Origin of the sequence: Pantoea sp. GABEPS69, assembly GCF_045780835.1 — a bacterium.
In the GTDB taxonomy this organism is placed as follows: Bacteria; Pseudomonadota; Gammaproteobacteria; order Enterobacterales; family Enterobacteriaceae; genus Pantoea; species Pantoea septica.
Genome location: NZ_CP118619.1, coordinates 446,871 through 462,515 on the forward strand (window position 1 = coordinate 446,871; position 15,645 = coordinate 462,515).

The 15,645-nt window shown below is 52.9% G+C and carries 16 protein-coding genes; 7 read left to right on the plus strand and 9 right to left on the minus strand.

From position 1 onward, the window contains the following. Positions 1 to 100 precede the first annotated feature (100 nt). The 3 genes from PVE98_RS21920 to PVE98_RS21930 all read left to right on the plus strand — a co-directional run bounded on the left by PVE98_RS21920 (position 101) and on the right by PVE98_RS21930 (position 2,841). Entirely contained in the window at positions 101 to 853 is a 753-nt protein-coding gene (locus PVE98_RS21920) for an SDR family oxidoreductase (protein ID WP_096074220.1), read from the plus strand. Positions 854 to 885: 32 nt separating this feature from the next. Next, complete coding sequence (locus PVE98_RS21925; RefSeq protein WP_033748982.1) at positions 886 to 1,965, plus strand: alkene reductase; 1,080 nt, start codon at positions 886 to 888, stop codon at positions 1,963 to 1,965. 294 nt (positions 1,966 to 2,259) lie between these two features. After that, entirely contained in the window at positions 2,260 to 2,841 is a 582-nt protein-coding gene (locus PVE98_RS21930) for a helix-turn-helix domain-containing protein (protein ID WP_033749111.1), read from the plus strand. 23 nt (positions 2,842 to 2,864) lie between these two features. Here PVE98_RS21930 and PVE98_RS21935 read toward each other — a convergent pair whose 3' ends face one another. From PVE98_RS21935 to PVE98_RS21970, 8 genes are all read right to left on the minus strand, one after another. Continuing rightward, positions 2,865 to 3,308, minus strand: a complete 444-nt coding sequence (locus PVE98_RS21935; RefSeq protein ID WP_096074219.1) for an acetyltransferase — start codon at positions 3,306 to 3,308, stop codon at positions 2,865 to 2,867. Positions 3,309 to 3,752: 444 nt separating this feature from the next. Continuing rightward, positions 3,753 to 3,962, minus strand: coding sequence for a YdgH/BhsA/McbA-like domain containing protein (locus PVE98_RS21940; RefSeq protein WP_096074218.1), 210 nt, complete (start codon positions 3,960 to 3,962; stop codon positions 3,753 to 3,755). Between the two features lie 246 nt (positions 3,963 to 4,208). Further along, complete coding sequence (locus tag PVE98_RS21945) at positions 4,209 to 5,663, minus strand: hypothetical protein (protein WP_333620575.1); 1,455 nt, start codon at positions 5,661 to 5,663, stop codon at positions 4,209 to 4,211. 51 nt (positions 5,664 to 5,714) lie between these two features. Continuing rightward, positions 5,715 to 6,080 (minus strand): DUF305 domain-containing protein, encoded by a 366-nt coding sequence (locus PVE98_RS21950; protein ID WP_407568610.1) that lies wholly within the window; start codon positions 6,078 to 6,080, stop codon positions 5,715 to 5,717. Between the two features lie 150 nt (positions 6,081 to 6,230). Continuing rightward, positions 6,231 to 7,058: an alpha/beta fold hydrolase gene (locus PVE98_RS21955; RefSeq protein ID WP_096074215.1), complete on the minus strand. Its 828-nt coding sequence runs from the start codon at positions 7,056 to 7,058 to the stop codon at positions 6,231 to 6,233. Positions 7,059 to 7,247: 189 nt separating this feature from the next. Then, on the minus strand, positions 7,248 to 7,997 hold the full coding sequence (locus PVE98_RS21960; protein WP_033748987.1) for an SDR family NAD(P)-dependent oxidoreductase: 750 nt from the start codon (positions 7,995 to 7,997) through the stop codon (positions 7,248 to 7,250). 171 nt (positions 7,998 to 8,168) lie between these two features. Then, positions 8,169 to 8,624 carry a 4-hydroxythreonine-4-phosphate dehydrogenase gene (locus tag PVE98_RS21965; RefSeq protein WP_081876046.1) on the minus strand — a complete coding sequence of 152 codons (456 nt, stop codon included), beginning with the start codon at positions 8,622 to 8,624 and terminating at the stop codon, positions 8,169 to 8,171. Positions 8,625 to 8,638: 14 nt separating this feature from the next. Further along, complete coding sequence (locus PVE98_RS21970; protein ID WP_096074214.1) at positions 8,639 to 9,193, minus strand: VOC family protein; 555 nt, start codon at positions 9,191 to 9,193, stop codon at positions 8,639 to 8,641. Between the two features lie 129 nt (positions 9,194 to 9,322). Here PVE98_RS21970 and PVE98_RS21975 point away from each other — a divergent pair, with 129 nt between their 5' ends. Beyond that, entirely contained in the window at positions 9,323 to 10,240 is a 918-nt protein-coding gene (locus PVE98_RS21975; RefSeq protein ID WP_096074213.1) for a LysR family transcriptional regulator, read from the plus strand. Positions 10,241 to 10,369: 129 nt separating this feature from the next. After that, a complete protein-coding gene (locus PVE98_RS21980) occupies positions 10,370 to 10,774 on the plus strand; it encodes a nuclear transport factor 2 family protein (RefSeq protein WP_096074212.1) in 405 nt (134 codons plus the stop codon). A 232-nt stretch (positions 10,775 to 11,006) separates the two neighbouring features. On the opposite strand, the gene PVE98_RS21985 is transcribed toward PVE98_RS21980, so the two are convergent. Continuing rightward, complete coding sequence (locus PVE98_RS21985; RefSeq protein WP_096074211.1) at positions 11,007 to 12,365, minus strand: esterase-like activity of phytase family protein; 1,359 nt, start codon at positions 12,363 to 12,365, stop codon at positions 11,007 to 11,009. Between the two features lie 401 nt (positions 12,366 to 12,766). Here PVE98_RS21985 and PVE98_RS21990 point away from each other — a divergent pair, with 401 nt between their 5' ends. Together PVE98_RS21990 and PVE98_RS21995 are read left to right on the plus strand one after the other, a co-directional pair. Continuing rightward, on the plus strand, positions 12,767 to 14,974 hold the full coding sequence (locus tag PVE98_RS21990; protein ID WP_096074210.1) for a DUF2157 domain-containing protein: 2,208 nt from the start codon (positions 12,767 to 12,769) through the stop codon (positions 14,972 to 14,974). Further along, positions 14,967 to 15,497 carry a GDYXXLXY domain-containing protein gene (locus PVE98_RS21995; RefSeq protein ID WP_096074209.1) on the plus strand — a complete coding sequence of 177 codons (531 nt, stop codon included), beginning with the start codon at positions 14,967 to 14,969 and terminating at the stop codon, positions 15,495 to 15,497. Before PVE98_RS21990 ends, PVE98_RS21995 begins: the two co-directional genes overlap by 8 nt. The last annotated feature ends 148 nt before the right edge of the window (positions 15,498 to 15,645 follow it).

Here is a 15,645-nt window from a genome sequence, read left to right on the forward strand (position 1 = left end):
ACTTACAAGGTGAGTATTAACGCCATTAAATCAGCAAATAAAATCTCCTAGTATGTCCGGGAAGAGTTAATAACCCACAACTGCATTCCCGGAGAAGAATATGAACATCACCAAAGACCTTCCAGTTACAGACAAGGCGCAGGGCATCGCTGGCAGCCATATCGTGATTTTTGGCGGCAGTTCTGGCATCGGCCTGTCGGCTGCGCGCCAGGCGAAGGAAGCCGGCGCCCGCGTCACTATTATCGGATCGGATGCGGCTCGCACAGCGAGTGTCGCTTTGCAGCACGGATTCGACTGGCGTAGTGCGGATGTTACCGATACAGAAGCCGTTAACGTCGCCTTGTCTGACATCGGCGCCGTGGATCACCTGGTTCTGCTGGCAGGGTCCTTTGTGGCAGGGAAAATTATGGATGCGAACACCGGCTATCTGCGCCGCGCGTTCGACGAGCGCATCTGGGCTTCGGTCGATATTCTTCGCGCGCTTGGCGAGCGGCTGAGCGAAACGGCTTCCGTTACCTTTATCTCGGGCATTCTGGCCGATCGCCCCAACGCCATCGGGACGGCTGTTCTGGCTGCCGCCTCCTCAGCGATGGAAGGTTTTGCCCGAGGCCTTGCGCTGGAGTTAGCGCCGCGCCGTTTTAATACGCTGTCGCCGGGCACCACCAATACGGCCCTGCTGGGACGTACGCTGGGCGACGCGCGAGACGGCTACGTTGCTTCCTTAAGCACGCAGCTTCCCTTAAAGCAGATTGTTTCCGCTGATGCGGCGGGCGCCGCCGTGCTGTTTCTCATGCAGAACCCGTTTATGAATGGCGAGGTGCTGCACATCGATGGTGGACAACGCCTCGTTTGAGACGTCCGGCTTTTGACCTGGAGAAAAAAATAATGCGTAAACTTTTTGAACCCCTGCAGCTGGGCGCTATCGCCATGCCTAATCGTTTTATTATGGCGCCTATGACGCGCGCTCGCGGCACGCGGGATAATGTGCCAACGGCAATAATGGCGGAGTACTACGCTCAGCGAGCGTCTGCAGGTTTAATCATTAGCGAAGCTATCGGCATTTCCAGACAGGGCCTGGGCTGGCCCTATGCCACCGGCATATGGAATGCAGAACAGATAGCGGGCTGGCAGCGCGTTACCTCGGCGGTGCATGCTGCAGGCGGCAGGATAATTGCGCAGCTGTGGCATATGGGCCGCGTGGTTCACTCCAGCATGGGCGGCGCGCAGCCTGTGTCGGCATCAGCAACCACCGCGCCGGGCCATGCTCATACCTACGCGGGAAAAACAGCTTATGAACAGGCGCGTCCGCTCGACCTCAGCGAAATCCCCGAGATTATCGAGCAGTATCGGCAAGCCGCCAGAAATGCCATCAATGCCGGCTTCGACGGCATACAGCTTCATGCCTCTAACGGTTATCTTATCGATCAGTTTCTACGCGACAGCGACAACCTCAGAACCGATAACTATGGCGGCTCAAGGCAAAATCGCATTCGTCTGCTGGCGGAGATTACCCAAGCGGTGTCAGATGAGATTGGCGCAAATCGGGTCGGCGTGCGCCTTTCTCCTAATGGTGAAACCCAGGGCATACGTGACTCCGATCCTGTGCCGCTTTTTCGCCTGGCGCTAGAGACGTTGTCAGATATAGGGATTGCTCACCTGGAGTTAAGAGAGCCACCCATTGATGGCACGTTTGGCGTGGGTGAGCAGCCTCCGCTGGCGCAGGCGCTGAGAGGCTCTTTTCGCGGTCCCTTAATCCTGAACTCGGACTTCAGCGTAGCCCGTGCTGAGCAGGCCCTGCTGGAGGGAACCGGCGATGCGGTCAGTTTTGGCCGACCCTTTATAAGCAACCCGGACTTTCCGTATCGTGTCGCTCAAGGACAGCCGCTTACGCCTGACGATCGCAACACCTGGTTTAGCCAGGGAAGAGAGGGCTACATTGATTACGCCTGGGGTGGCACTGATTAAATTGGCCTTACTGAGCCGAAATATCCCTGGTCCTGAGCCAGCCTGAGATTATCAGGCCAGGGTGTTTTTATTTAAATCGCATAAACACGCTGTAAGCCTTATTGGGTAATGGTGAATGTCCGCTTTGTGCCATAAGCGGCCATAATCGTTGCAAATTGATGCTCAAATGATGGCGTGTGTTCTTAAAGGCGGAGACCTACTATTCGATGCCGGTTTTTATCAAACTTGTACAATCAATTATTCCAGCCTGATTTATGTAATGGCATAATCAGGCTGGCAAAAGTGAGGGTAAAGATGGATAAAACATCTAAAAATCAGATAGTAGATAGCGACATTGCACGTTTATTGCTTAAACACAGAAAGGCTCGCAACTTGACAGTAACTGAGCTTGCTCAACGTTCGGGCGTTAGTCAGGCTATGATTAGCAAGGTTGAACGAGGTACTTCTAGCCCCAGTGCAATGATACTTAGTCGTTTGGCTAACGCGATGAATATTACCTTATCAAAGCTTTTCGCAGAGCTTGAACTACAACAGAACTCACTGGTTCTCTTTTCTCATCAGCAACAGCACTGGACGGATGAGCAGTCAGGTATTACTCGCTGGTCTCTTTCCCCGGCAGGGGCATGTCCGGAACTTATAAGAGTTGAAATTCCTGCCATGGGTGAGCTGACGATACCCGCTTCGGCGAATGAACATCTTTCCGGGCAAACACTTTGGGTGCTGAGTGGCAGTCTTGATTTTCTGGTCAATAAACAGACTCATCATTTACGCGCCGGTGACTGTCTCGCCCTTACCTTTGCAAGCGAGTACCAAATGACTAACCCTGACAGTGAGCAGAGCTGTTCTTACATCGTCGCTTTTAGCCAAAAAGAATAATGAAATTTTCTCTGTCGCAATGGTTACATCTTATTAGCTGGTCTTAGATGCAACAGGGGGTATGGCCTCCCCTGATTGTCCCGCTCTGAACGCCCTAATACCTGAAAACCCATATGCTGATAAAACCCTACAGCCTGCTGGTTTTGTTCATTTACATCGACGCTTAGATCCGGATGCAGCGCCAGCGCATGTGAAATCAACCTTTTGCCAACGCCTAGTCCGCGAGCAGAAGCATCTACAAAAAGTGCCTCCAGATGACCATCATGCAAAAACATAAATCCCAGTGGTTGATCATCCCGATTTGTTGCAACCCATACAGGGGTTTTTGAAAAAAAGCTGACAACTTCTTTTTCGATTTCTTGTCGATCATGAGCTGTCAAAAAATCGTGCGTAGCATCTACGGAATTCTTCCAAATTTGTATAATTTCTGACGCTTCAGAGGGTCGGGATATTCTGATTACTAACATTTTTCAACCTTATGGTGATTTTTACCGGGTGCTTTAACGTACAAGAAGAGCCTGGTTAAATTTACTATAGTGAAATTAAATTCACAATAGTAAATTTAAAGCTCATATCGTTTGTTCCTTATGAGTAGTGCAAAGACTCTGCCTGGCCTGACCCTTTTTCATCATCTGCGACAAAGCTCCTGCTTTTAAACAAACGTCCGCTTCTCGCTCATACCCGCCCTCTAAGCCCTACGCATAAGCAGCTAAGTGCCACGTTTTTGAATAAGCGAATGAGCGTCAGAACCAGTAAAAACTTACTCAGCCGTTAAAGTTACTCTACTGCCAGCAGCAAAAAGTTCGTCAGAAACATTTGATCAGCACCGCCTTTTATCCCGCTATTCCTGGCTTGTGCCCAAAAACTGAAGGCCGCTTTCGCGGCCCTGAATCACCCACTAAAACCCTTGCTTATTTGTTCAACTCGGCAGAGATGTAGGCGCCATTATTGAAACGTGCACCTGTGATTTTGTACGAAGCACCTGCCTGATGTGCCTGAGCAGCAATCTGCGCTTCTGCAGCATCCAGAGTAGAGGCTGACGCGGTTACACTCTGAGCAAAACTACCGAATGAAACAGCAGAGAGAGCGATAACTGCAACGAAAGTTTTGATGTTTTTCATGATCTGTTCCTCAATGATTTATTTAGTTTGTAAGGCTATTTGCCTCGATGGATTAATCATGCGCTTACGACCCTCGGTTTAAAAGCAAAGAGATTTACTTAAAACATTCAAAAAATATGAATAAAAATTAGAGGCGTTTTTGCCGTAATAATCCATAAAAAAACCCGCCATTTAGACGGGTAATAGTGAGCCAGAATTTCAGTCATGCCGACGCGTCATGGCTGGATTAAACACACTAGTGAAGTATTAGCGCGCCTGCACCTGGACGACGCTCCCCAACTGGCTGCCGTCGCTTTTGGCAATCACAAGGTAGCGACGTTCATCCGCGTGATGGGCCTCCACGATTTGCCGTATCGGGCCAACCGCGTTAACAATGGCCGCGCCAGCAGGGTTAGTCATAAAGCGCGTCAATGGTTCCAGCTCACCGCTGCCGTCGGCTCGCGATGACAATGCCAGCAGGTAAGGTTGTTTGGGTGCTAAACCCGTCGCCGACGCCTGCAGAACCTGCGTTATCCCTTGTTCAAACAGTGAAACCGTTGTCGTCGCCTGCGCATTTTCGGCAGCCCCCACGCTTCTCAACTGGAGATGCACTGCCTGGCCGGCTATCCCCAGAGGCTGCAAGCCCTGTATGCCATCCCCTTGCGGCACAGCGTCGGGCACATAGGCAACAGCCTGCGGTGCCTGTCCAATCGGGATGGTAGCCACTCTCTTGTAAGTTGTCGTATCAATGGCTGCAAGCGCATCGGCATTCTCCAGACCGACATAAATACGCTTCCCGTCACCAGATGGCCACAGGCCGTGCGGGAGATTTCCGACCGGGATGGAGGCCACCTGTGAGAAATCATCCGTGCGGTAGACGTTGACTCGGTTCAGACCACCGACGGTGACCCATGCAAAACTGCCTTTCGCGTTTTCTACGATGTTGACGTGATTGGTGATGGGGCCGGTATCCAGCGTTTTTAATATGTTGAATGGCGGCCTTGCGTTAAAGACCTGGACTTTCCCCGTGTCCTTAAGGGTAAACCATACCTGTTTTCCATCGGGAGTTGCCGCAATGTTCGGGCAGAAAGGGCTGGCCTGTTTTACCGAGCCGACAATGTTGTGCGTACTGACGTCAACCACCACGGTTTCCGGGTTAAACGAAGAGCAAACGTAACCGTACCGCCCGTCGGGCGAAAAGATCTGCATGCCCGGACCGCCAGGCACTTTAATGCGCGTCTTCTCTTCACCGCTGCTGGCATCAAGTACTGAAACGTAGTCCTCGCCACGGACCGTCACCCACACTTCTTTTCCATTCGGCGTAAAGAACGCCTCGTGCGGAGAACGTCCCACGTAAGTGATATGCCTGACTGCGTTGGTGGCAGTATCGATAAAGCTCACCGAATTTGAGCCAATCGAGACCACTACCAGCGTTTTACGATCCGGTGAAAATCCCATGCCGTGTACCAACACCTGGCCTTTGTACAGGGGACTGAGGTTTGCCGGCTGGGAATCGCCCAGTCGGATGACGCCGAGCAACTTATTACTGGCTGGGTCGGTGACGGAGACCGTATTTGAGAACTGTTCTGCGGCATACACACGGTCATGGTGGCTGAGAGGGAGCTCGGAGGCTGCAGCACCAAAGGGAGCCTGGCCTGCCATCGCGGGCCAGGCGGAGAACGCGACAGCGAAGGCAAGTCCGGTCCTTAATAACGTTTTCATTGCATCATCCTGTTTAGTGGGGTCTGTCAAAAGGAAGATCGGTGAGGGTTATCAGGGAGTCATCCCCTTTACTGGCGCAATCTGATCGGGAGCCGCCTGCGCAGGCGGCAGCGGTTTATTCAATGCCTGATACATAGCAGTGATCTCCTGCTGCTGAGTGACAATGATTTCCTGCGCAATACGGCGAAGCTGCGGATTGGTGCCGTAGCGGAGTTCGCCGATGGCCATGTCTATCGCGCCCTGATGGTGCGGGGCCATCATCGCCACAAAATCCTCATCGATGTTGCATGTGGGCTTAGCCTCCATGCCTGCCATCATCCGGTTCATCGCCGTCTGATTGTCCTGCATGAATGCGGCTTCAGCAGCGTCCGACTGAGCACCCTGATGAGCATGATCCTGTGCTTCAACATCCGCCATAAATAACAGCACCAACAGGGAAGGAATTAATTGATATAATTTCATACGCATGCGTGCCTTTATTACAGAAAAAGGAAATGCGGCGTGAGGGTAATAAAATTAAATAGCGTGACCACCTCATGGTTAAATGAGGCGGCTAACAGGGATGACCTACGACTTAATAAACCCCAGCAAATCCTGGTTAAGTTGATCCTGATGCGTTGCCGCCAGACCGTGAGAGGCACCTGGATAAATTTTCAGCTCGGCATGAGGAATAATGTCAGCAGAGAGCAGGCCAGCATGGTTAATGGGGACGATCTGATCATCATCGCCATGAATGACCAACGCCGGCACGGTGATTTTTCTCAGATCTTCGGTGTAATCCACCTCTGAGAACGCCTGGATACAGGCGTACTGACCGACAATCGAGCCTGACATGCCCTGATTCCAGAAGCTCAGGCGCAGACCTTCGTTGATCTCTACCCCCTCGCGATTCATTCCGTAGAAAGGGATAGCGAGGTTGAGATAAAAGTCTGAACGGTTATCAAAGACACCTTTGCGAATGCCATCGAACACTGCCATATCGGTACCTTCAGGCCACTCAGCCGATGAAACCATGATGGGCGGCACCGCGCCAACCAGCGCCACTTTTGCTACGCGAGCTTCGCCATGGCGCCCGATGTAATGCGCGACTTCACCACCACCGGTCGAGTGTCCTACCAGTACCGCACTTTTTACATCCAGCTCATTCAGCAGCACGGCGAGATCGTCGGCGTAGGTGTCCATGTCATTGCCGTAAGACGGCTGGTCGGAGCGACCATGGCCGCGACGGTCAAGCGCTATCACACGATACCCTTGCTGCAGCAGGAAAAGCATCTGTCCATCCCAGGCATCTGAACTTAATGGCCAGCCGTGCGAGAAAACAACCGGCTGTGCATTTTTGTCACCCCAGTCTTTATAAAAAAGACGGGTTGTATCAGGTGTGGTAATAAAGCCCATTTCTTTTTCTCCGTTGATGATGTGCAGGTTATTCCTGGCCTGACGTTATACCCGAGAGAATAAATATCGTCTTTTACAACGGCATTTATTCATCGCTCTGATATGCATGGCGCAAGGCTAACTATCGACAAAATGAATAATCATGTCGTCGTTGTTATAAATAATTGATAAGGTCTGTCTGGTAGTGAATTAAATCTGCGCTAAGCCGCCGTCTACAAATATTTCCGCAGCATTAATAAAGCTCGCATCATCAGACGCCAGGAATGCCACGGTTTTACCGATCTCGTCCGGTTCACCCAAACGCCCTAAGGGTACGCCAGCAGCGAGCGCATCAAACAACCCCTGGCGGTGCTCTTCCGGTACAAGACCTCCCAGACCTGGTGTACGGACAGGACCCGGGCTAACGACATTGACGCGGATGCCACGTTCCTTCAGGTCAAGCGCCCAGGATCGAGCCAGATTACGCACGGCGGCCTTGCTGGCGCTGTAAACGCTGAAGCTGGCCGTACCTTTCGCCGCAGCGGTCGAACCGGTTAGAATGACGGAGGCACCGTTGGTCAACAGTGGAAGCGCCTTCTGTACGGTGAACAGCACGCCACGCACGTTGGTGCCAAAAATACGGTCAAAATGCTCTTCAGTGATGGCGCCGAGCGGCATCATGTCACCGCCACCTGCATTTGCGAACAGCACATCAAGTTTTCCTGATTCGCCCGCAATGGTGGAAAACACCCTATCGAGATCGCCGAGGACTGATGCATCCGCGCGGATCCCTGTGGCTGACGGCCCTATAAAGGCTACTGCCGCATCAAGCTCTTCCTGGCGGCGGCCGGTAATGTAGACTTTCGCCCCCTGCTCCGCCAGCTCCTGCGCTGAGGCCAGACCAATGCCTGAGCTGCCGCCCGTGACTAACGCGATTTTGCCTGACAGTTTTTTACTCATGTTGGAACTCCTTAATCAAAGTATGAATTAGCTATTAAAGTCAATTATTTACAGTGAAGATCAGCCTGCTGAGTTCGGTTAGCACTATAACGTCATTAATGAGTACGAAAAAATGCATGAATTCAGAAAACACTTTCCACGTGACTGGATAATCAAAAAATAAAGAGCACGTTATTTATTAAGAAAGACCCGGGCGCTCGACAACTTACCCGCGCTGACCGTAAAGACATCTTCTCCCCGTACCAGATACGGATTGTCTTTTGGACCATAACCCCAGGTCACACGGGCAATGCCGTGATTCCACTCGACAGCTGCCGGGGTGAAGATAAAGCCCGGATGCTGTGACTGAACTCTACTGATGGCGGCATTCACGCGGTCCACCCCTGCGTTCAGTCCGTCATAATCGGCAACGAAAAAATCTGACGAGTAAACCGCAGTAAAGGCTTTCTCTCGCTCAACGGCATCGGTGTTATTCCAGATAGCAAAGTGGCGATCGATCAGCTTCTGTAAACCTGCGGGTGCGATCTGTGCCGTGGTGATATTCATGGTTGTGTTCTCCGCTAATACGTAATTTGATCCGGCCAGCAGTGCCGCCAGCAGCAGGGATTGGGTAAGGACCTTTTTCATATCTGCGTCCTCTGTCAGTTTGCTGTATTCGTTTTGCCTACCAGTTCAATCTGCGAGCCCCATGGCGTCAGGAAATAAAACCACTGGGTGCCGTCGGCGTTGGTCACTGGTTCATTCAGGGTTTTAAGTCCGGCTTTTTGAATCGCTTTAAAACTGGCGGGCACATCATGGGTTCTCAGCGCGATATGCGTCGCACCGTCATCATCCTGATGTGGACGTGTATGGTCGATTTGCGCACCGCTGTACTGGAACAGTTCGATTCCGGTGCCATCAGGCAGACGCATCATGACAAAACGCTTGAGGTCACTGGACTGGTGCCAGTTAAACGCCGATTTCCACGCATCCGGGATAGCGCCAGGGGTGATGTCCGATTCAATCTTGCCGCCAAAAGTCGTCTGGAAAAACGCAATGGCTTCAGCCAGGTCAGGAACATTGATACCAGCGTGGTCAACGCCTGAAATGGTGACCAGCGGCGTAGGGTCAGCGCTAAAAACCGGAGCAGAGAAACTGGCTGCGCCCAGCAGCAGAGAGGAGGCAAACAGAGTTGAAGCGATACGTTGAGTTTTCATGTCTTATATTCCTGTGATCGGTGAATTAGCTCATTGACGACAGCGGTTGTTGTCGCGATGGAATAAGCATATCGACGTACGGCGACTTTCAAAATAGAATGGTTTGAAACTCATCATTGCAGATTTGAAATGAACAGATTCCCCGATTTCGAAGGACTCGCGATGTTTGCGAAAGTGGCAGAGGAAGGTTCTTTTGCGGCGGCGGCCAGGGTGATGGGGGTTTCCGTGCCCACCGTGTCACGTGCAGTTGCTCGCCTGGAAGAACGGCTGGGCGGTCGGCTGTTTAACCGGACGTCGCGCCAGCTGGCGTTAACGGAGTTCGGTCAAAGCATGGCGGCAAAGGCGTCAGAGATGTATCGCCAGGCAGAAGAAGTGGAAAGCGAAGCCCATGAACTGTCGGTTCAGCCGCGGGGACAGGTACGTTTGGCGGTGCCCATGTCGTTTGGCTTGCGCTGGGTAGCTCCCTTATTGCCAGAACTTATCCGCCAGTTCCCGGAGCTGAGTGTCGACCTGCATCTGTCCGATGCCTCGGTCGATCTGATTGCTGAAGGCTTTGATGCCGCGTTACGTATTGCCGTATTACCGGACTCTTCGCTGGTGGCGCGCAGGCTGTGTGCCGTGACGCAATATCTGGTGGCCTCACCGGCGTATCTTGCTGAGCAAGGTGTACCGCAACATCCGCGTGAACTCACCTCCCGGCAGTGCTTCAGTTATGCCTATCGCGCCAGAAGCCAGGTATGGCGCTTTACGCATAACTCCGGCGCGCAGGAAGATATTGTCCCGAGCGGACCGCTGCGCGTAACCAACTCTGATGCACTGCTGCCCCCCCTGCTGGCCGGTCTTGGGATTGCGGAACTGCCAGAATTTATCGCCGCGGAGTATCTGAAAGATGGCCGCCTGATACATCTGCTGGACGAGTGGTCAATGACACAAGGTGGGCTCTATTTTGTTACACCCACTTCGCGCAGCCGCCCGTTGAAGGTCAAGGTGCTGTCGGATTTCTTCGCCAGACATCTCAGTGAACCTGAATGGCGCTGGCCTGAGTGATCCTTTTTATCATTTCATTTATGAAATGATGTCTTTCATTCTTTGTTATTTTGATTGCTCCTGAGTTTCAATATTGTTGCTTCATGCCGACGACAGTCGTCCGGCCCTGAAAACAGGAGCACTCTTATCATGAAAACTGCCGTTCAATTACTTCAGAACTACCTGGACAGTATCCAGGATCCTAAAGCCGCCGCGGCGCTTTTTGCCGTAGATGGCGTGCTGGAATTGCCCTATCTGCAAACGCTTGGCCTGCCGCACAGAGTGCAGGGGCCGGCTGAAATCGAACGCTTCATCGCCGGACTGCTGGTGAAAATTCCAGATTTCCGCTTCCGCAATATTCAGTTCTTTATCGATACCCCAACACAGGCCTTTGGCGAATACAGCGTAAAAGCCGAACTGGCGGGCACCGCTCGGCTATACAAGCAGACATATGCCGGAAGGTTGGTAGCAGAAGAGGGAAAAATCAAACTGCTGCGGGAATCGCTGGATACCCTCGCCGCGTGGCGTGCATTCAGTGGCGAGCAGTCCGCCTGATGCGGTTTTGCATGCGATATAAAGACAACTCGATATAAAATCTAAAAAAACAAAAGTTAAGGTTAACCCTGCTACTGTTGGGTCATAAAAAACGCGAAAGCACAGTTCCTTACCCTGGCATTGAAGTCGATGATGCTCTGGAAATATCTGAGTCTGTTGAAGTCTAAATTGCGAGGGCTGCAACAGCAGCCCTGTAACAGAAGCGGACCCTGACGTTTCATACCCTTGAATCTTATTTCAGCGATTCCGTTAGCGTAATAATCCACAACTCACTATCCGACTCCGGTTTCTTCAGCGGCTTCAGATCGATAGTCGTTGCAACCGGCTTATCATCTATCGTCAGCGTTCCCTGCTCGGTCAACCGGTAATCCTTGCGCTTCTTACCTTCAACCGGGTTCTTCATTACCGTTTTAACACCAAAGTCATTGTCATTAGTGACCGCCAGCGTTCTATTGTCGATCAGCGCCAGCCCTTCGGCCTTCTCCTGTTGCCAGCCGAGTTGCCGTAAATCGACCACCTGCGTTTTAGCGGCAAGTTTAATGCCGCGCTGGGCCAGCCTTTTCTCGTCGTCAAACTCCGGATATTCGCCTGGTTTATCAAAGGGTGAAAGCTCGCTAGCCGGACTGAGATCCACCTTATAGACAAGGTTGCGCATGGCGTCGTTTTTGTCGCTGCCCTGTTCTATCAGCAGGATATGCTGATTGTCGATCGCCACGATGTCGCCAATTTTTGCGTCGCTGTTTTTACTGTAAGCCTCGCTGTCGACAGGGTAACCATACATCGCGGTTTTTCCAGTGGCTGGATCGAAGCTCACCAGGCGGGTAAAACGCGCCTGCTTTTTACTTTTACCGTCGATATCCAGCGTGCTCTGCACCGCAGCCATGATGCGCCCATCGGGCATGCGGGTGATGCCCTCAAAGCCCCGATTGGGCTGACGCCATTTGAGTATGTTCGGCAGACCGCCCGCGATGGATCTCTCCCCTTCGGCGGCCTGCGGCCCACGAATCGCCAGGATTTTGCCGCGTTCATCAACGTGAATCAGGAACGGACCATACTCATCACACAGCCAGTATCCGCCCTTCCCATCCGGCGTAATGCCTTCCGTATCCAGACCGCGGTTATCACCCTGCAGCACTTTCAGCGTATCGCTGAGCGCGACCTCATTGGTTGATCCGATGACGTCATCCTGCAACGGCAGTCCGTTAATGTTGCCCTTATCGTCGTGCAACGGTCTGGCATCTGTGGCCTCTGCTTTGCCGTTCTGCACCCCAATATTCATCAGCAGTGGTGCGAAGTCCGGCGTGACGAAAATCTTTGACTCTTTCTTACCCGCATCAGGCGAATCAGCATTTGGCCCGCGATCGGTGACGGTCGCGAAGGTCAGCGCATCCCCCTGCTTGCCGGTAAACAGTAAACCAGAGCCGATCCCCACCGGCAGTCCCTGAGGAAATGCGCTGGCGAACGCACCGTTGTAGCTCACGCGTGTCCCTTCGGGGAAACTGACGACGTAACGTTCGGCCTTCGGCTGTGCCGCTAACGTTGATAAAGAGAGCGCACAGCCAATAACCAGAGAAATAGCTTTTATTTTCATGTTTTTATATCCATAAAGGAAAGCCACGAGCCTAAAGAATAAAAATGACAGAAAAATGAAATCGCCGGGAAACACTGGCGGTTAACCGGGTAATTATTCCCCCGTCAGGTTAGTGGGATGAACCTGTCTGTTCAGATACAGCTATCCAGACTCCGCGAGCAGTAAACGCAGGCGCTTCCGGTCAGCGATAGTCATGATTATCAGGATGCGATGGATCGCGCAGAGTTCACCGCTCGCCTTTGATTTACGCTGTTATATCCCATAAAAGATGTTTACATTTGTTCAGCAAAATAATCAGCCGCTCAGCAGAGCGTCACTGACCGGCACAGGGATTAATCGCGGGCAAGAACAGTGGTTAACGTCATTATCAACGTCACACCGTAACCAGTGGCAGGGAAAGAATGAGCGAGATTGCACCTGATAGCATAACCGGGATGCCGTCACGGACGGCAGCGTATCTTTGCCGTCAGATCGCTGGCCTGGTTAAAACAGGGAGCCTGAACCCGGAGAGCTGCCAGCGTATCTTTGCTTGCTGTGGTATCAGACCTTCAGATACTCAGTGGCGTCAGTTTCTTATACCGGTTCTTTGCTTTCTGGGATTACTCTCTCTGGTTGCCGGATCGCTGTTTTTTATTGCCTGGAACTGGGCCTGGCTACCGAAGATGGCGAAATTCGCCCTGGCCGAGTTGCTGATCGTCGCGCTGGCGGTGGTGGTCTGGTGGCGCTGGTACAGCAGGCTGGCTCGCAGCGCATTGCTGGCGGCAGGGCTCAGTTTCGGTGCCCTGTTTGCGCTTTATGGACAGATTTATCAGACCGGTGCGGACAGCTGGGAGCTATTCCGGGCCTGGTTATGCGTTCTTCTGCCGCTGGCGTTGATCGCCCGGCAAAACAGCCTGTGGTTTTGCAGCTGGCTGATCGCTAACCTGGCGTTCCAGCTCTACACCACCACGTTGCCGACCTCGCTGCTGGATGTCGCCGTGTCTGACAGCATCACCCGGCTCCCGACGACGGTGCTTTACGGCTATCTGGCGCTGCTGGCAGCCTGCCTGATTATCAGGGAGGTCCTGGCCTGGCGGGCAATAACGCATCGCCCTGAGAGCTGGCTGGCAAGCCGCTGGTTCTCGCGGGTAATGGCCGGATTTTTACTGCTGCTGCTGACCGCCCTCGTGGCCGAAAACATCTCTGACTGGCATAGTGCTCATCACTTTACTTCTGTTACGGCCAGCTGGATCATCGCCCTGCTGGCAGGCTACTACCTGTACCGTTATCGCTTTGTGGATCTCTGCATGCTGACGATGGGCATCGCAAGTCTGACCGTTGTGGGCTGCGCGCTGATCGTGCAGTTATTTCTGTTAGCCTATGATACGGGCGACCTGTTTCTGACCGGCACCCTAATGATTCTCTGGGTGGCGGCAAATGGCACGATCCTGCTGAAGTGGCAACGCAAGCTGGCTGAAAAAGGTCCTGTCGATCAGGCTCCGGCCGAGCTGCTCTTACTGACTGATACCCTGTGTCAGCGGGGCTTGCTGAGCGTCTCGCAGATTGAGGAGATTCAGCAACGCGGTCATGCTTCTGACCTGCCCTGGTATCTGAGGCTGGCGCTGAGCGTCGGAGGCTGGGTCGCCGCAATTATCATTCTGTTACTGATGGTACTGCTGCTCTATATCGCTGACCTGCTTGATGACCCGAACGCTGTTACTTTTATTCTTCCTTCACTGGTGCTCGCCGTTATTGCGCGCGGCCTGTTGCGCAATGAGCGCGACGGTAAATATCACCTTGGGCTGGCATGGGCCATTGCGGCGACGTGCGGGCTGATAGTCGGCGTTGTGCTGCAAATCCCGAGCAGTGACGTGCGCTTTATGATGCTGAGTTCACTGTGTGCGTTGCCGATCCTTGCCGCGATGGCGGTGGCTATGCCTGACCGCACTTACCGGCTTATGGCCATCACTGCCCTGACCTTTTTTCTGGTGCTGGCAGGCTATTTGCTGGCCCGGCTTTACCTGTCACCGACGGCGGGTCGCTTTGCTGTTTCCACACTGGTGGCGGCGGTCATGTTTTGGTGGCTCTGGATTGTCAGTCATCAGCTGAGGTTACAGGCAGGGCCCTATGCTGACGCGGTATATCCCCTGCTGTATGGCATCCCGGCGGGCCTGATGTTGCTGACTTTCCTCGGGATAAACGCGGCGTTTCTTACGGATTTCATCTGGTCTACTGCGCCTTTTTCTCTGCTTCAGTCTGCGACAGGCACAGGAATAGCAGCAGGTTTAGTGCTGAGTGCGCTTAGTCAGAAAAAGAACAGCCAGCCGCTGTTTTCGATTATCACACTGCCCGCAGCCCTTATCTGCGGGATTGTTGCCCTCTATGCACCGGGTATTGGGCTGGGCTTGTGGTTGATTCTGATGGCGCGATATCAGGGAAGTCTGGGATTGCTGGTGGTCAGTGGCGGTTTCATGGTGCTGTATCTCATTGGCTGGTATTACTTTCTGGAGGTAATACTGCTGCACAAAGCGCTGCTTCTGCTGGCTGGCGGTCTGGTTTTACTGGGGCTGGCATGGGGAGTCAGGAAAGTGTTACCCGCACAGACTGGAGGTGCCAGTGAGAATGCGTAAACAGAGCCGATGGCTGGCATGCACGGTGATAACGCTGGCGCTGGTGGTCGTCAATGTCAGCATCTGGCAAAAAGAACAATTGCTGAAACAGGGCGCGCTCATGATTTTACCTCTTGCGCCGGTTGACCCGCGCTCCCTGATGCAGGGTGATTACATGGCGCTGAATTATGCCCTCACCCGACCTCTGGAGCAGACGTTTTATCAACAGGCTGTGGCCTGCCGCGCGACCCTGTCAGCGCCATGCCTGCCCACCAGCGGGACCCTGATTGTTGACCTCGATGCGCAGCATCATGCGACTCAGGCCCGGTTTGATCAGGGTGAGCCTCTGCAGGCGAATCAGCTAAGGGTGAAATATCATCACAATTCTGGCTCGCTGACCGTCGGAACCAACGCTTATTTCTCTCAGGAAGGTCATGGCGAGCGTTTCGCGCAGGCACGATACGGGGCATTTCGCGTGGGAAGCGATGGGACGGCGCTGCTGACGGATTTGCTAGATGAACAGGGTAAGGTGATTCAGCCTTAGCTATACGAGATGCTCTCTGCCCTGGACAAAAATAGCCTGACAGGCGCCTGAGTAGCTTAACCACTTATCGCCTCAGCGCTGCAATACGGGCAATCCCCTTTGAAAAACCATGCTGCTGACAAAGGGTGAACTGAATGTCTGCTTTGTG

Bases quoted from the DNA above. Each gene is read 5' to 3' on its own strand.
- PVE98_RS21920 (WP_096074220.1), top strand. From the start codon at position 101: ATGAACATCACCAAAGACCTTCCAGTTACAGACAAGGCGCAGGGCATC.
- PVE98_RS21925 (WP_033748982.1), top strand. From the start codon at position 886: ATGCGTAAACTTTTTGAACCCCTGCAGCTGGGCGCTATCGCCATGCCT.
- PVE98_RS21930 (WP_033749111.1), top strand. From the start codon at position 2,260: ATGGATAAAACATCTAAAAATCAGATAGTAGATAGCGACATTGCACGT.
- PVE98_RS21935 (WP_096074219.1), bottom strand. From the start codon at position 3,308: ATGTTAGTAATCAGAATATCCCGACCCTCTGAAGCGTCAGAAATTATA.
- PVE98_RS21940 (WP_096074218.1), bottom strand. From the start codon at position 3,962: ATGAAAAACATCAAAACTTTCGTTGCAGTTATCGCTCTCTCTGCTGTT.
- PVE98_RS21945 (WP_333620575.1), bottom strand. From the start codon at position 5,663: ATGAAAACGTTATTAAGGACCGGACTTGCCTTCGCTGTCGCGTTCTCC.
- PVE98_RS21950 (WP_407568610.1), bottom strand. From the start codon at position 6,080: ATGGCGGATGTTGAAGCACAGGATCATGCTCATCAGGGTGCTCAGTCG.
- PVE98_RS21955 (WP_096074215.1), bottom strand. From the start codon at position 7,058: ATGGGCTTTATTACCACACCTGATACAACCCGTCTTTTTTATAAAGAC.
- PVE98_RS21960 (WP_033748987.1), bottom strand. From the start codon at position 7,997: ATGAGTAAAAAACTGTCAGGCAAAATCGCGTTAGTCACGGGCGGCAGC.
- PVE98_RS21965 (WP_081876046.1), bottom strand. From the start codon at position 8,624: ATGAAAAAGGTCCTTACCCAATCCCTGCTGCTGGCGGCACTGCTGGCC.
- PVE98_RS21970 (WP_096074214.1), bottom strand. From the start codon at position 9,193: ATGAAAACTCAACGTATCGCTTCAACTCTGTTTGCCTCCTCTCTGCTG.
- PVE98_RS21975 (WP_096074213.1), top strand. From the start codon at position 9,323: ATGAACAGATTCCCCGATTTCGAAGGACTCGCGATGTTTGCGAAAGTG.
- PVE98_RS21980 (WP_096074212.1), top strand. From the start codon at position 10,370: ATGAAAACTGCCGTTCAATTACTTCAGAACTACCTGGACAGTATCCAG.
- PVE98_RS21985 (WP_096074211.1), bottom strand. From the start codon at position 12,365: ATGAAAATAAAAGCTATTTCTCTGGTTATTGGCTGTGCGCTCTCTTTA.
- PVE98_RS21990 (WP_096074210.1), top strand. From the start codon at position 12,767: ATGAGCGAGATTGCACCTGATAGCATAACCGGGATGCCGTCACGGACG.
- PVE98_RS21995 (WP_096074209.1), top strand. From the start codon at position 14,967: ATGCGTAAACAGAGCCGATGGCTGGCATGCACGGTGATAACGCTGGCG.